12 protein-coding genes are annotated in these 13,949 nt (G+C 47.1%); 2 read left to right on the top strand and 10 right to left on the bottom strand.

Annotation, left to right across the window (positions count from 1 at the left end):
• Positions 1 to 57 precede the first annotated feature (57 nt).
• From AC0KUT_RS20130 to AC0KUT_RS20165, 8 genes are all read right to left on the bottom strand, one after another.
• Entirely contained in the window at positions 58 to 582 is a 525-nt protein-coding gene (locus tag AC0KUT_RS20130) for a porin family protein (protein WP_488832357.1), read from the bottom strand.
• Positions 583 to 799: 217 nt separating this feature from the next.
• Positions 800 to 3,280: an ABC transporter permease gene (locus AC0KUT_RS20135; RefSeq protein ID WP_488832359.1), complete on the bottom strand. Its 2,481-nt coding sequence runs from the start codon at positions 3,278 to 3,280 to the stop codon at positions 800 to 802.
• A gap of 1 nt (position 3,281) precedes the next feature.
• On the bottom strand, positions 3,282 to 5,804 hold the full coding sequence (locus tag AC0KUT_RS20140; RefSeq protein WP_488832360.1) for an ABC transporter permease: 2,523 nt from the start codon (positions 5,802 to 5,804) through the stop codon (positions 3,282 to 3,284).
• Positions 5,804 to 6,508, bottom strand: coding sequence for an ABC transporter ATP-binding protein (locus AC0KUT_RS20145; protein ID WP_488832362.1), 705 nt, complete (start codon positions 6,506 to 6,508; stop codon positions 5,804 to 5,806). Before AC0KUT_RS20145 ends, AC0KUT_RS20140 begins: the two co-directional genes overlap by 1 nt.
• 40 nt (positions 6,509 to 6,548) lie before the next feature.
• A complete protein-coding gene (locus AC0KUT_RS20150; RefSeq protein ID WP_488832364.1) occupies positions 6,549 to 7,796 on the bottom strand; it encodes an efflux RND transporter periplasmic adaptor subunit in 1,248 nt (415 codons plus the stop codon).
• Positions 7,797 to 8,069: 273 nt separating this feature from the next.
• Entirely contained in the window at positions 8,070 to 8,627 is a 558-nt protein-coding gene (locus tag AC0KUT_RS20155; protein ID WP_488832366.1) for a VTT domain-containing protein, read from the bottom strand.
• Between the two features lie 30 nt (positions 8,628 to 8,657).
• Positions 8,658 to 9,923 (bottom strand): sensor histidine kinase, encoded by a 1,266-nt coding sequence (locus AC0KUT_RS20160; RefSeq protein ID WP_488832368.1) that lies wholly within the window; start codon positions 9,921 to 9,923, stop codon positions 8,658 to 8,660.
• A complete protein-coding gene (locus AC0KUT_RS20165; RefSeq protein ID WP_488832369.1) occupies positions 9,907 to 11,331 on the bottom strand; it encodes a sigma-54-dependent transcriptional regulator in 1,425 nt (474 codons plus the stop codon). The genes AC0KUT_RS20160 and AC0KUT_RS20165 overlap by 17 nt, the downstream gene beginning before the upstream one ends.
• Positions 11,332 to 11,460: 129 nt before the next feature.
• Between AC0KUT_RS20165 and AC0KUT_RS20170 the strand changes: the two genes are divergently transcribed.
• Both AC0KUT_RS20170 and AC0KUT_RS20175 read left to right on the top strand, forming a co-directional pair.
• Positions 11,461 to 12,636 carry a PQQ-dependent sugar dehydrogenase gene (locus AC0KUT_RS20170; RefSeq protein ID WP_488832371.1) on the top strand — a complete coding sequence of 392 codons (1,176 nt, stop codon included), beginning with the start codon at positions 11,461 to 11,463 and terminating at the stop codon, positions 12,634 to 12,636.
• A 22-nt stretch (positions 12,637 to 12,658) separates the two neighbouring features.
• Complete coding sequence (locus AC0KUT_RS20175) at positions 12,659 to 13,066, top strand: gamma-glutamylcyclotransferase family protein (protein WP_488832373.1); 408 nt, start codon at positions 12,659 to 12,661, stop codon at positions 13,064 to 13,066.
• 41 nt (positions 13,067 to 13,107) lie between these two features.
• On the opposite strand, the gene AC0KUT_RS20180 is transcribed toward AC0KUT_RS20175, so the two are convergent.
• Positions 13,108 to 13,386: a DUF6482 family protein gene (locus AC0KUT_RS20180; RefSeq protein WP_488832375.1), complete on the bottom strand. Its 279-nt coding sequence runs from the start codon at positions 13,384 to 13,386 to the stop codon at positions 13,108 to 13,110.
• A gap of 65 nt (positions 13,387 to 13,451) precedes the next feature.
• Positions 13,452 to 13,835, bottom strand: a complete 384-nt coding sequence (locus AC0KUT_RS20185) for a thiol-disulfide oxidoreductase DCC family protein (RefSeq protein WP_488832376.1) — start codon at positions 13,833 to 13,835, stop codon at positions 13,452 to 13,454.
• Positions 13,836 to 13,949: the final 114 nt, after the last annotated feature.

Below are 13,949 nucleotides of genomic sequence, written 5' to 3' on the forward strand. Positions count from 1 at the left end.
AAATTAAACCGGTAATTCTCCTACTAGGGGAATTACCGGTTTCAATATTGGATGGGATTAAAAGCGATAATCCACATTAAGTGCAAGACCACCTAATTCCATATTGATACTATCGCCTTCATATTTAGCTTTGCCATTCATAATCATGCGATATTCTAAATTTACATTTAAACGTGATGAAACAGGAAAGCCCACACCCGCACCAAAAGAAAAACCACTTAAACTTACGGTGTCATCTTCACCGGGATCTGCATCTATATTGAGTACGCCAAAACTATAGCCAAACAAAAGATAGGTTTTGGCTGTTTCGTTAGTACTTTCAGTGCGATAGTAGAAAGAACTATACAGCAGGTCCATATCATCAGAACCATAACCGAGGCGCACTTCACCGCCCACATAAGGGCTGTGCTTATAGCCGCCTATAGCTTCAAATGCGGTCCAATCGAGCGAAGAGCCCTCATCAAAACGCATTCTTACATCAGATACACCACCACCCACGTAATAACCGCTATTAGCACGATTATCCGCAACTGCTGAAGCTGCGACTAAAGATAATACTGCTGCCACTGCCAGATTTTTCATATTGCATCCTTTAATTAAGATATGAGATCCACAAAAACAGGCGGATTGTACTAGCAGCTATACTTAGCTTTCAACTAAAAGGTTCCACCCTCACCTGTTAGCATGTCTTTACATCCCTTTCACTCGCTGCGATAGCTCAGCGCTCTTATACAACATTGGCTTACCTTAAACACCAGCGCTGAGGCTAAGTCTCCCACTTTACATTTCACGTTTAATCTCACTTTCCACTCAACATAAACTGGGCAGGTTTGCGAATGATATTACAGACTGCAAGCAGAGACGTGGCGCTAGTCAGCATGAGAATAAATAGAGCTGGCAGCATATAGCCCATTAAACTGGGGCTTAAATTTAAGGTAGCGCTGAAACTATAAGCACTTTTTTCCAACCACAGGCTGAGGATACTGACCGTCATCAGTGCGAGTAATAGACCAACGCACACAGGCACTAAGTTATCTTTTAAAATTTGGGTCAATACATTGACCGGACGCGCGCCTAGCGCCATGCGAATACCCAATTCAAATTTTCGCAGCTGTACGCTGTAACTTAACAAACCATAAATACCTATGGCTGCAAGTAATAACGCGAGCAGCGCTAAGGCCGCCGTTAGCCATGCGGCGGTTTCATAGGGCGCGGTTAACAAGCTCAGGGAATATTCCGCGGTGCGCATATCAAATACTTTCAATTGCGGATTAATCGCAGTAGAAATTTTATTGATATCGCGCGGCGCCAATATTTGTCCGGGTTTTACCTGCACCACAAGTTCCACACCATCGCCAATTTCCGCTTTATAAAAACGAGGCATTTCCACGACACCCGGAAGCCGTAAATCCTGCAATACACCCACAATTGTATAGCCTGTAGCATCATCTTGGCTTCTATAGAGAACCTTACCCAGCAGGCTGGCATAACTTTTTTCCTCAGCCTCTGCTGAAGAGAGCAACTGCTGGGCGAGGGTTTCATTTATTAACATGAATGGCATATTTGCACGCGCTTCCTCATCGGTAAAATAGCGGCCTGCCTTTAGCGGAATTTGTACAATCTTAAAAAATGATTCGTTGCTCAAGCTACGCAATGCGCTTATTTTTTCAGCGGGGCCAAATTCAGTTCTAATAAACTCATAACCTGGTGTAAAAAAATCCACGGGGGAGTTAGATGTAATACCCACGGCTATTACCCTTGGGCTCTTAGTAAGCTCTTGTGCGATTTGGTGAAAATAATTACTGCGTTCTTCACGGCTAGTGCTGGCCCAAAGCGTAGCCACACTGATACGCACCTGATATTGATCAGCACTATTAAAGCCCGTAGGTTGACGCAATTGCTGTAGCGCTTGTTGTAGAACGCCTAAACTCCCCGCCAATAAAATACCGGTTAAGGTCACCTGAGACACTATAAGCAATTTGCGCACTCGGGCAGATATTTGTAAGCCAACCCCTTTGCCGCTGCTTTGCAATAGGCTATTTAACTTTCGATAATTTATTTGATGGCTAACAATAGCCGCGAAAATGACAGCCATACTCAGTGAAAATAGCAAGGTGAAGATCACAGTGATTGTGTTGAGCTGCAGTTCTTGCAAACGCGGCAGCAACCCAACTGCAAGCTGCTGTACGAGCGCCAAAATACCAACCGCCACTGCAAGCGCCATAAGCGCGGCCGCCAACATCAAACTTAGTAGTTCATGAAAAACCCCGCTAAAAATATGCCGGGGCTGCGCACCTAAGGCCACCTGAATACTCTGCGTGCGCTGCTGTGTTGCAGCGCGCGCGAGAATTAAATTGGTGATAGTTGCAGCCGCTATCAACACTAAGACCCAGGCTGCAGCCAACATTAAAATACTTTGTTTACTCGCTTCGCCGACTATGGCTTGCTTAAGGGGTTTTACAACTACACGAATATCATTATTTTTAAAATCGGGAAAGCTATAGATTTCTTCTTTATAGCGAGTGGCAGCCCAAGTCGAGAGTAGATGCTCCACCTTGGTATTAAGGTAATTCTCGTTTCGCAAGCCAACCACTATAGTACTGGTGAAATTGGTATCCCAGCGCTTGCGATAGGGCGGCGGATAGTCGTCGTAATCAAACGGGAGCCATAGATCAGTTTTCCAGCCGGCCCGATAGATATTGGGCTCTATAAAATTCTGCGCCAGCACCCCGATAATTTTAAAATCTACCTCCATGATATTGATGGTTTTATTGAGTATGTCTGGGTCCGCTGCAAACGTTGTCTGCCATGTGTGATAGCTAATAATGGCTACAGGGCTCATGCTATACAGACCCTCGTCAGCATTAAATCTACGCCCCATCGCCATGGGCGCATTAAGCATATTTAAAAATTCGGGTGTGCTATTGGCGGTAGTGAGCGTGGGGCTGTCGGGTAGGCGCCGTTCTACCGATACGGTGAAATTTATTAGGGCCTTTTGTTCAAAGAACGCATCCTGCCGATTATATAATTCATACCAAAAAGGAAAGGGAGCCGTTTTGTTTTCTTCGACTTGATTATTATGTAAGCGCTCGCTATAAATTTTTACCAACCGACCCTCATGGGGGTAGGGCAAGGGCGCGGCTAGAATTTGATAATTCAAATTAAACATGGCGACTAATGCGCCCAGCGTAATGCCGAACGTAAAAATGATAGTGAAGCTGTAGCCTTTTGCTTTGCAAAGGGAATAGAGTGCAGTCGAAAAATCCTTGCGGTTAATCATGTTAATTCCCTTTAAGCGCATAGCTGGCAGGCTTGCGAATAATCGACCACACAGATACCAACGCGGTAAGCGTCATTAACAGCGCTATTAATCCAATTGGTACTAGAACCTGCGCTATCTTAGGTTCAAAAGTGTAAGTGGTTTGTTGCAACCACAACCACATACCCATAAGACTGAGCAGCCCCAAACCTATTCCCGAAGCTAAAGGTATAAGGTTATCTTTCATTACTTGTGAAAAAATACCATAGGGCTGTGCGCCTATGGCCATGCGAATACCCAACTCAAATTGGCGTAGTCGAACGCTATAACTCAACACACCATAAATGCCTATAGCAGCGAGCCCCAAAGTTAAAAGCGTTAACACCAAGGTTAGGTAAGCGGCAAGCCTATCCCGTGTAAGCAACTCGCGCTGCAAGTCCGCCATGCTACTAAACGCTGCAAGACTATATTGGCCATCTATCGTTTCCAAAAGACTATTCAGTTCGGCTTTAGTGAGGGTTTGACCTGGTTTTACTTTCACCAAAATCTCTGATTCGTTGAAGTTTGCTATCGCAGGTAAAAACATTTGCGCTGCATAAGGATAATTGGGAATATTGAAGTCCTTAACTATGCCGATTACCTCTTGCAGCTCTCGCCCCTCACCGCCATTGCGGTAATAAAAGCGCTGGTTCAATACAGCATCTATGGATAGCTTTTTATCTTTTTCAATATCAATAGGGGCGCTTTCATCTGTTGAAGACTCAGTGTGCAGCTGAGGAATAAGGTGCAGTAATTTATGAGCATAGGCCTCACTGATTACCATTACCGCAGCACCATCATTGAATTCATTGGCGGTGAAAGCCCGCCCCTTTAACAATTCAACGCCAAGCAAGTCAAAATAATTTCTATCGGTAAATACCGATATTGCCTGCTCGGTCAGCCGGTATTCGGGTGAGTTAGATAGAAAATCAATCACCTGACTAGAACCTATAGGCCCCTGATTGGTAATACTGGTACTGATTACCTTAGGGCTTTGCGCCAATTTTTCGCTAAACTCTTTCGTTACCGCCTTTTCTCTTGCGCTTATGGGATAGGTCGCCTGTTCGCCATTGTTAAGACTTAGTTGGTAAACATCATCCGTGGAAAATCCAAGCGGTTGATATATGTGTGCGAGCGACTGCGAAAATATATATAAGCTAAATATTAATAACAGCAGTGAAAACATCACCTGGCTCAGTATTAAAAAACCACGCACCTTGGCGGCGATTTGCACACCTGTGCCCTTGCCACCAGATTGCAATAACTGACTTAGGGCACGGTAGTTAATATGCCTACTCACCGCCAGTGCAAAAATAAAGGCAAGCAATAAACTGCAACAAAGACTAAAAACCAGACTTGGAACACTCAGATGCAATTCAGCAAGACGTGGAAATTGGTAGGCAAAAAACTGTTTCAGTAGCGCCAAGCCAGTGTGTGCGACGATTAATGCTACCGCCATAGACATAGCAACTAAGATGAGTATTTCTGCCAACAAGCCGTTAAATAGATGAAATTTTTGTGCGCCAAGAGCGGCTTGTATTGCGAGGTTTTTTTGTTGATTGGCAATTCTCGCCAGAATCAAATTGGTAATATTTACCAGTGCTAATAGCAGCAGCGCTAAGGCGCCAACAAACAGCAAGAGTAGGCTCCCTTTCACGTCGCCTACTATAGCTTGCTTAAAATTCTGCAGGTTAAATTCAATACGCAAACCCCTAGCGTATTCTGCTGGTGATGCATCGACATAACGCTGGGTTATTAATTGGGATATGGCTTGCTCAACGGCAGTAGTTGACTGCTGTGGCTTCAGCTTGCCAATAATGTGCTGGTTACTTTTAAACTGCTGCCACAGTAACCCCGCATCACCTTTAGGCTTGCCAAATTCCCACGGCAGCCACACAGCGGTGGGTGCAACTATGCCATTTAGCTGAGGTTCGATAAACTCTGGCGCCAACACACCGACAACCTTAAAACTCACCGCACCTATCTGCAGCGTCTCGGTAAGAATTTTAGGGTTTTGATTAAATTCATCCTGCCAGGTTTGGTAACTTATAATCGCAACCGCTTGATCTGTGTAAAGCCCTTCTGCTGCAGTAAAATAGCGCCCTAACGCCATAGGTGCTTGCAAAATACTGAGGTATTCCGGCGTCATATAGCCAAGCTCTACCATTGGCCGCGCTGCCAAACTGCGGATAATATTGCGATCAAATTTTATTAACGCCTTCTGCTCGGTAAAATCCTCTGCCGTTTTATAGGCCTCCACCAAACCGGCATAGGACACAATGCCTGAATACATCAAGTGATCATCCACATAAATATTGGGCTTGGCGATAAATAAGCGATCCGCATCCGGATAAGGCAGCGGCGCTGCAATAATTTGATAATTCAAATTAAACATAGCGACCAAAGCACCTAGCGTAATGCCAAGGCTAAGTACAATACTGAGGCTGTAGCCTTTTGCTTTACCTAGCGAATAAAGTGCAGCTGCAAAATCTCTCCTGTTAATCATCAGGCTGCATCCACTTTTTCTTGCGTGTCGATAATTTTTCCATCGAGCAAGTGCAACTTGCGCGTTGCCATATCCGCGTAGCGCGGGTCGTGGGTTACCATACAAATGGTGGTGCCGCTGGCGTTGAGTTGTTGCAGCATGTCCATTACCGCATCGCCGTTGCGTGAATCTAGGTTACCCGTGGGTTCGTCGACGAGTAGGAGTGAGGGCTGGCCAACCAAGGCGCGGGCTATAGCGATACGCTGTTGCTGCCCACCGGATAACTGGTTGGGTTTGTGTTGAGCACGATGGGTCATGTCGACAATTTTTAAGCAGTCAGTGACGCGGGTAGCTATAGCTTTTTCACTGATTTTTTTACGTCTGTAACGCAAAGGCAGCGCAACATTTTCAAATACCGACAATTCATCGATTAAATTGAACGATTGAAAAATAAAACCCACTTTTTCATTGCGAATATAGGCCGCCTCGCTCAGGTTTAGCTGGCTTACATCCATGCTTTCCATGGCATAGCTGCCACTGGTGGGCATATCGAGCAACCCCAACAGTGATAGGAGTGTGGATTTTCCGCAACCCGAGGGCCCGCAAATAGAGACAAAATCGCCTTGATAAATTTCGAGGTCGATTCCGCGTAACGCATGGGTATCCATATCCTCGGTGCTATAGACTTTGGTAATCTGGGACATTTTTAAAGTGAGTTGACTCATGTTAAATCCTTTACTCTTTTTAATGAATATGGTTTTTTTATTAATCGATTAAGCGCAACGCTTCCGCATCCTTAAAGCGCATCATGTCGGACAAGAGAAACTGCTCGCCAGCTTGCGCGCCGCGGGTAATTTGAATATAGCGCTCTGCATCTTCACCAAAATACACAGCTTGTGCGTGGGCGTGCTTACCATCAGCACTTAATCGAAACAGTGTTGCGCGGCTGTTGCGTTGTACATTCATGGGCCGCTCTAGATAGAGCGTATCTTTTAATTGCGCGGTAAAGATTTTTGCATCTACATTGAGTTCTGGGCGCGCTGATGTGGGTACGCCTGCCGTAAATGCTAACTCTACCTCAATGGTGCCATCGCTCACCTCTGGCGCTATACGTTTTACTTCAGCGGCGACCGTTTCGCGCCGCGTATTAACTTGTGCGCGCTGCCCAAGGTGTAATTGTTCGGCTTTGGATTGCGACACGCGAATCAGTGCAATCAAATCTGTATCGCTGCCGATAAGCGCTAGCTCTTGCCCTGCAATAACACTCTGGCCCAGTGCTACCGGCATACGCTGCAGCACACCGCTCATGCCCGCCTTAACCAGCAGGCGGTCGGCTCGCTCTTGCATACTGTGCAGTTGCGCATTGACTTGATTAATTTGCTCCTGCTGAATAATGATCGCTTCCGCCATCACCGCCTTCAATTGTTCTATGCGCTGCAATTGTAATTTCATCCGCGCTTGAGTTTGCTGTTCTTGCAAGCGCGACGTTTGGTAGGTGAGCTGCGACACCGCACCACCGGCTAATTTTTCCTCTGCATTAACGCGCAGCTTAATGGTTTGCAAATCGCCATTAAGTTGCGCGAGGCTAGATTGTTCAGCTAGGAGCGCACGCTGGTTATCCAATTTTAAGCGGCGCAAATTTGCTTGCTCCTGCGAGAGCGCCATAGCTGCGCGCTCAACATCTTGTAAGAGTTCAGGATTGCTCAGGCGCAGTATGAGTGTGTCTGCCTCCACCCGCGCACCGGGTCGCAATAACACTTCTGCCACAGTAGCGGCTGTGAGCGCGGTTAATAGACGTTGTTTGTAGGAGCGTAACAAACCATAGCCGTCCACCACCAAATCGAGATCACCGCGCATAACAGTTCCTATGAGCACCTGGCTGCGTGCAATTTTGTACTCTCCCTGGGGTACCAATAACCAGCTGCCGAACAGCGCCACACAGAGCAATAACGCCATAACTATTAAGAATCTGCGTTTGAGGCTGAAGGCCGCTTTGGGTTTAAGAATATCCATAGAGTGGAATGCGTTTACGCCTCGGTTTGATCGTGAGTTGCTTTCAACAATGAATTGAAGTTTATAGCGAGGCTATCCCAGTCTCTGCTTAGCATTACCGGCGACAAACATCATTTACACACTTCATTTATAAAAGCTCATTACAAGCCTTATGCCAACTATTAACTCATTGATTTATATGGCCTTATTATTTTCTAAGATGAATGTGTAGGCAAAACCGTCCGCTAACGGACGCGCGATTTCGAAATCGGACGTTCAACTAGATCGGACAAGCTACAGCAGAGAGGTCTTTAAAAAATCAAACAAAACACAGTAAGCGGCGATGGGCAGGGGCAAGCCCAGCAAGGTGCCGAGGAGATAGGGTCTAAACGCAACCCCTGCTAAAGCGAGGGTGTAATTGAGCGGCGGGGCAGTTTGAAAAATACAGCGCAAGAGCACCAAGGTTTGCAGTGGGTGCGCATCTAAACGCGCGAGTAAGCGCTGCGCCAAGGGAGTTTTTAATTCGCGCAGTGCAGCACCGCCCATCACTCGAATAACGCCATAGGTAACGCAGCAAGCGAAAACCGCCGCTATATAAGTGACCAGACCACCCCAAAGCTTACCAAGAGCCAGCACTGCTGCGGCTAAAAATATCCAACCGGGAATTTGAATAAGATTGCCGAGCGCAAAAAGCGCACTAAAAATCACAACCCCTAACCAAAAGTGATTGTTAAAACTCGTTTGAATATAGGCCAGCGATAAGTGCTCGCGCAAACCGAAAATATTGGCGAGCAAATAGAGGCTGATTAAAAAAGCCAAGGTAAGCCACAGTCGTGCGTATTTTTTAAACACCTGAAAACCCCACAGCGCTTTCTCCCTTAATTAGATAGGTCGCGCTAGACAGAGTAGCGCGCAAGCTCCACCACCCTTGGCGTTATTGTTGAGGCTTAGTTGCCCGCCCATTTGCTCGATAATATGGCGACTCAAACTTAACCCTATACCCTGTCCCTGTTGTTTGGTGCTGTAGAAGGGCACAAATAAATTCTCTTGATTGGCTATACCTTGGCCACGGTCCACTAGGCGAATTTCTTGCTGCTGCTCGCGCTGAGTAAAATTTATTTCAATAGTTGCGCTACCTGCTTCCGCTGCATTTTTAATAAGGTTAATAAATACCTGCTGCAAAAGTATCGGGTCACACCAAAGTTTTTCCGGCATAGCCTTAGTACTTAGGCTGAGGTTTGGAAACAAGCCTTGCAAGCGCGGTAAGAGTATTGCGCTTTCTACCCATTGTAATTGCACCTGCAAAGGTTTGTGCAGCTGAGCATAACGGCTGACAAAATCTTGTAAATGTTGGCAGCGCTCGCCAATTAAATGCAATGCTTGCTGCTCGCGTTCACCGCTTATTTTATTGAGTAAATTCTCCGTGAGTGCAGCAACGGGCGTGAGCGAATTGCGAATTTCATGGCTCAATACGCGAATGAGTTGCTGCCAAGCCGCGAGCTGACTTTCGCGCAAGGCCGCTTGAATATTAATAAAAACCAGAAGCTGATGATTCACCCCTTGATCAAGAAAACGACTAGTGCGAATTTGCCACTGCTGGGCTTTGTGCGGCTCCACAAAATGCCACTCGGGTGCCGAGACTAAGCCCAGCAACTGCGGTGACGCATGGCGCAACGCTTGCCAAGGGCGGCCAAATAAATCCGCAAAGGCGCCATTGGCATAACTCAGCTGCATGCGTGCATCGAACACCAAAATAGGCGAATTTAACTGATCAATTAAGCGATAGAGGACAAACTGCTGTTGATCGTAATTGCTTTTGTGTTGCTGTAACTCCGCGCCCAGCGCATTGAGCTGTTGATGAAATTCTGCCAGCTTTCCCGCGCTATAATCCGCCTTGGCGAAAAGACTGTAGTCCCGCTGCTGCAGGGCATCTAATTGCACGCTAGCGCGGCGCAAGGCAGTAAAAAATTGTTGATAAAGGCCGTTAAACAACAGCAACAATAAACTCGATAGAAAAAGAGTAATTGCTAGTGCTTGCCAAAACGGCAGCACTAAAAATAAAAAACCACAACAACACAATTGCAGCAGCCAACAAAGACCAAAGCTAAGGGTTAATTGGGTTTCAAAGGACTTACTGCGCCAGATCATATTTTTCCAAACGACGATAGAGAGATGACTTGGTGATACCTAAACGATCTGCTGTTTTTTGTTTATTGCCTTCGCATTCAACAAGCGCGCGTTGGATAAGCTGAAGCTCCGCAGCCTCAAGAGTCATCACCGGTAATTGCTCGGTATTTTTTTCCACTGTTGCGATATCGATTTGACGCGGTAAGTTGAGCTGCCTAGCGTTTAATTCAATGCCTTTTAATTCCACAGCTTTTAACTCCGAGCTCTGCAGATCCCCACAGTGAATAGTGTGGGTGCTTAACAACACAGCGCGCTCCATCATGTGACTCAACTCGCGAATATTGCCGGGCCAGGCGTAGCCCTCCAGTGCTTTGCAGGCGCAATGGCTGAGGCTTAATTCTGGTTTGCGATAGCGCTGGCCGTGTTTGCGCATAAAAAATTGCGCCAAGGGCACTATGTCTGCGGGCCGCTCGCGCAGCGCAGGTAAGCGAAACTCTAAAGTGTTAAGGCGATAATACAAATCTTGGCGAAATTCACCTGCTGCCATGAGCTGCGCAAAATCGCCATTGCTGGCGCTGATAATGCGCAGATCTGTGCGCTGGGTGTGGCTAGAACCGAGCATTTCATATTCGTCCGATTCCAATACCCGCAGCAGTTTGGCTTGCTGCGTTATAGGTATAGCGGCAATTTCATCTAAAAATAAACTCCCGCTTTGAGCCAATTCAAATCGCCCTATGCGCTGCTCTTTCGCATCGGTGAAGGCACCTTTTTTATGACCAAACATTTCGCTTTCGAATAATGTTTCCGGGATAGCGCCCATGTTGACCGCAATAAAAGGTTGCTGCGCGCGTGCTGAGTGATGGTGCAACCATTGGGCTAGCTGACTTTTACCCGTACCATTTTCGCCGGTTAACAGAATATTGGCATCGGTCGCGGCCACCGCGCGCAGCTGCTCCATTAACTGCTGCATAAGGTCGCTGCGCCAAATCAATTCTGGCTGAACTTCTGCCAAACGCTGGTTTAAGGCACGATTATTGCGGCTTAAACGCTGTAGCTCTAATTGCTGTTGAATAACCTGAAGTAACCGCTGGTTGTGCCAAGGCTTCTCGACAAAATCGCCCGCGCCTAATTGCATCGCCTTAACCACCAGTGCCGTATTGGACCAAGCGGTCATGGCGATAACGGGTAAATCGAGGCTCTGTTGCTGGAGCCAAGTTAAAAACTGTAATCCTTCTTCGCCCGAGGTGGTATCCAGTCCAAAATTCATATCCAGCAACAGCACATCGGCACTCTGGTGTTTTAGCCACGCCATGGCGGCTTGGGGCGATTCGGCCTCCGCTATGACAAAGCCAAAATCTTCTAGCACAAAGCGCGCAGTGAGGCGGATTTCGCGGTTGTCTTCAATGATTAAAATACAGGGCTTAACCATAGCCGTGAGCGATCCTTTTAATGTATTGATGGAAATTCTGCAGCAGAGTTTCGCCTAAAAGACCCAATATACACTAGGCTCCATAGGGGTTAAATTTTTTACTACTCATTCACCACCAAGGAATTCAGCATGACACTGCGTCCATTCAGCCTTTACGTCGCCCTTGTAGTGCCCCTGTTAGTAGCTACACAGGTAGCCGCTGACATCAGCCCAAACAGCGCAGCAAAAACATCAGATGCACTGCAAGTGTCCACAGAAACCGGCAAACTGCAGGTGAAAACTATCGCTCAGGGCCTGAATAATCCCTGGAGCATGGTGTTCCTTCCGAATGGCAAGATGTTAGTCACGGAGCGCGCCGGACGCCTCCGTATTATTGATATGGACGGCAAACTGGGCGAGCCCATTAGCGGGCTACCTGTGATTGATCACGTAGGCCAAGGCGGCTTATTGGATGTGCTCTTAGCGCAAGATTTTGCCACCAGCCATAAAATTTATTTTAGCTATGCAGAGCCCGCAGCCACGGGTAAAGGCAATAGCACAGCGGTGAGCAGTGCAGTTTTAGGTAAAAACTCATTAACCGACGTGAAACGTATTTTTAGTCAACAACCAAAAATTGATAGCAGCGGCCACTTTGGCTCGCGCTTGGTATGGGCCGCTGATGGCACCCTGTTTATTACACTTGGCGAGCGCTACAGTGAAAAAGATGATGCTCAAACACTCAACAATCACCACGGTAAAGTGGTGCGCATTAATGCCGATGGCACTGTACCCGCCGATAACCCTTTCGTAAAAACCCCTGGCGCCCTGCCCGAAATTTGGTCTTACGGCCACCGCAATATGCAAGGCGCCGCGTTAAACCCGCTCACGCAAGAGCTGTGGACAGGTGAGCATGGCCCGCAGGGTGGCGATGAAATTAATCTCGACCGCGCGGGTAAAAACTATGGCTGGCCGGTGATTACCTATGGTGAAAACTATGGTGGAGGAAAAATTGGCGAAGGCACCCATAAAAAAGGTATGGAACAACCGCTCTACAAATGGGTGCCCTCGCTCGCGACAGCTGGTTTTATTTTTTACACGGGCGACAAATTCCCCCAATGGAAAAATAATATTTTACTCGCTAGCTTGAAAGCAAAAACTTTAGTGCGTCTCGTTGTCGACGGTGAAAAAATTACCCACGAAGAACGCCTCTTAGCGAGCGAGCTAAAACAGCGTTTTCGTTCAGTTGTGCAGGGGCCAGATGGTTTAGTGTATTTGTTAAGTGACGAACAAGACGGGAAAATTTATCAATTGTCACCGAGGAAATAAAGTTCACAAAGGAGTAACGCCCATGTCTAATTCAGCTCTGCGTATTTTTGTTTACGGCACGCTGCGTCGCGCCTGTAGTACAGGGGCCCATCAACGTTTTTTAAGCGCCGCACAATTCATCGCACCAGCGCGACTTCAAGCTGAGCTATATCGCGTGGGCTATTACCCCGCGGTGAGCCTCACCTGTACCCATAGCTGGGTACAGGGCGAAGTCTATGAATTACCTTCTGCAGAAGCCTTAGCAATTCTGGATGACTATGAGGAGTGCAGCGCGCCAACTTCACCGGATGATGAATACAAGCGCGAGCGTGTCCAAGTGGAACATACCGATGGCGAGCGAGAATGGGTTTGGACTTATGTTTATCAACGAAGTACAGCCGCTTTACCTTTGATTGCGAGCGGCGATTTTTTAGCGGATATAGCAAGCTAATCGGTACCGCTTTCAAATCCTATTTTTCCGCTGGAAATAAGTCAGGCTGTATGTGTTAAATTGAGCGGCATTTCCGTCAGAGATGCCGTTTCATTCCCCAGCATTTCATCGTAGGGCGAGTGCATCACAAGCCAGCCTTGTTCATAGCCCAAAGCCGCTAATGCTTTTTGGGCAGCGTAGAGGCTAGGAAATTTTTGCGGTTTTCCAAGGCTGTTTTTAAGTAATTGCGCTGCTGAACTCTGCCCTAAGGGCTCTTCCGTAGTACCCGCAAAATAATTAGCACAATCGCTATAACTGAAAATAAGTGCGCGTTCAGCCATTACAAACTCCTCAGAAATCCAGATTAAAAATATTTAAAATTGGCTATAGCTCGGATGCAAATATATTATCGGCTTAGACTACAAGGGCCACAGCTGTAGCGATTAGCGTAGCGTTTTTCTGCCCAACGCTCATAGAGATAATCGACCAATCCAGACCAGAGTCGCCAGCGCAAAGGGCGCCATAAAAAGCCAATCGGAGTGTAAGACCACGCGAGCACATTGGCCTCTATGCCGTAACACCAGGACCCATCAGCAAGTTGCAGATGTAGGCGTCGCAAACGCTGAGCGCGCTCAAGTGAGTTCAGTGAATCTAGGCTATGAATATCGACCAAGTGCAAGGCTGCAGATTTGAGCTTTGCGAGGAGCCGCATTTCCCGACGACACAACGGGCAACTGCCATCGTAAAACAGCTTTGCGGGCATGGCTTGCGTAGGATTTTTTGGCGCCATAAGTGCTGTTCATCTGGGTGGGCGAGAATATATTAAAAAGGTGCCTACCTTAATTACGCTGACGTTGTAGCTCCCGATCACTTGAATTTACAGACTCGCACGCGGCGACTGGAT

This window comes from Cellvibrio sp. 25HG11W-0 (assembly GCF_057815475.1).